Origin of the sequence: Xenorhabdus japonica (genome assembly GCF_900115195.1) — a bacterium.
Taxonomy (GTDB): domain Bacteria; phylum Pseudomonadota; class Gammaproteobacteria; order Enterobacterales; family Enterobacteriaceae; genus Xenorhabdus; species Xenorhabdus japonica.
In genome coordinates, this window is record NZ_FOVO01000079.1 from 1 (window position 1) to 1,904 (window position 1,904).

Here is a 1,904-nt window from a genome sequence, read left to right on the forward strand (position 1 = left end):
GGGCCTCAAACAGGCTTTATTGTTGAGTTCCACAATAAATACAAAAATTCAAAAACAGATGCAACTTCCGGCAATATTTGTGTAGGAAAGACAGGGCCTAAAGGCCGAGGATTCCTACGGTGTTCAGGTGTGAGCCTGACTCACTTCGGCGGGTTCCTGCATCATCGGGCGGCCTGACTGCACCGTTCCTCCACAGGCTAACACGGCATGTCCTGCCGCTAAAATATTACGAGCACCATTGATATCCGCGTTTTCTGTATAGTCACAGGCCAGGCATTCGAACCGACTTTGTGAGGGTCGGTTGGCTTTCTCTGTATGACCACAGCACGCACACTTCTGACTGGTATAGGCAGCATTAACTGCCAGTATCTGACCCCCTCGCTATTGTTGCTTATAGTCGAGTTGGCGACGGAACTCATACCAGCCCTGATCCAATATCGAACGGTTTAACCCTGATTTCGACCGCACGTTTCGTCCCGGTTGGCTTACCGTACCCGCAGCGGACTTGGACATGTTACCTACCTTCAAATCCTCAAGGACGATCATGGCGTGGTTTTTGCTGATTGTCGTGCTGACTTTATGAAGGTAATCGCGGCGGATATTACCAATACGGGAATGCAGGCGTTGGAGTTTTCGCTTTTGCTTTTGCCAGTTTTTGCTGAACTTCACCTTACGGCTCATGGCACGCTGGAGTTTGGCCAGTGTCTTCTGGTGGGTTTTAAAGCTGTTTACAGGCTCAAAAATAGTGCCGTCTGACAAGGTGGCCAACTTTGCCACACCGACATCCAGCCCTACTATCGACGGTGAGGGATGAATGGGCGCGACGACTTCGCACTCTGTCTGAATACTGACGTACCATTTACCACAAGACTGGCTGACGGTGACATTTTTAACCTCACCGATGACCTGACGGCTATTGCGATAGCTTATCCAGCCCAGTTTTGGCAAACAGATACGATTATTTTCCTGATCAAGTTTCACACCCTGCGGATAGCGGAATGAGTCACTTTGTCCCCGTTTTTTAAAACGCGGGAATGACGGGCGTTTTTGGAAAAAGTTTTTATAGGCACGCTCAAGATCTTTTAACGCTTGTTGCAATGCTTGAGAAGGCACCTCTTTCAACCACTGGGTTTCAGTCGTTGTTTTCCATTCAACCAACCATGATGCCATTTTTGTGTACGGAATATATTTATTACCGGTTTCATGATTCGTGTTCTGGCGTGCAAGAGCCTGATTAAAAACAAAACGACACGCACCCGCAAAGCGTTTCATCTCACGCTCCTGCTGACCCTTGGGTTTTAACTGGAATTTGAAGGCTTGTAATCGTTTCATGTGAAGAATGATACTTTGGTCTATGAAAAAAGAAACCGATATTCGCCGTGGCAGAAACTGTGTTTTTCTGCTGCATGTTCATTTGGTCTTTGTCACAAAATACCGAAAAAGAATCTTTGATCAGGATGCCATTGAAAAGCTGCGAAGTTATTTCGCCAGTGTCTGTACTGATTTTGCTGTGGAATTGGTTGAGATGAAAGGTGAACGCGATCATATTCACCTATTGATTAATTACCCGCCAAAATTATCAGTCTCAACTTTGGTGAACAGTCTCAAAGGCGTGTCCAGTCGATTACTTCGTCGTGACCGTCCCGATATTGCCCAGCGTTTTTATTACAAAAACGTGTTGTGGAGTCCCAGTTATTTTGCTGCCAGTTGCGGCGGTGCGCCTATTTCCCTTATTCGCCAATACATTGAGCAACAGGAAAAACCCAAAAGTTAGCAAGAAAACCCCGCGCCTTATATCCCCGGCCTAAAGAGGGTGTCGCAAAAGGGGGGAGGTCATTTTTTCAACGTGTCAAGTTGAGCCCATATCCCCTTTTTTAGTGCCTGTTACTTGTACGAATAACAGG

At 46.7% G+C, this 1,904-nt stretch carries 1 protein-coding gene and 1 pseudogene; one reads left to right on the forward strand and one right to left on the reverse strand.

Going from position 1 to position 1,904, the window contains the following annotated elements; all coding sequences use genetic code 11:
- Positions 1-123 precede the first annotated feature (123 nt).
- Positions 124-1,332: pseudogene (locus BM135_RS16320) on the reverse strand (RNA-guided endonuclease InsQ/TnpB family protein).
- A 22-nt stretch (positions 1,333-1,354) separates the two neighbouring features.
- Between BM135_RS16320 and tnpA the strand changes: the two are divergent.
- Positions 1,355-1,774 (forward strand): IS200/IS605 family transposase, encoded by a 420-nt coding sequence (gene tnpA, locus BM135_RS16325; protein ID WP_175486206.1) that lies wholly within the window; start codon positions 1,355-1,357, stop codon positions 1,772-1,774.
- Positions 1,775-1,904 lie beyond the last annotated feature (130 nt).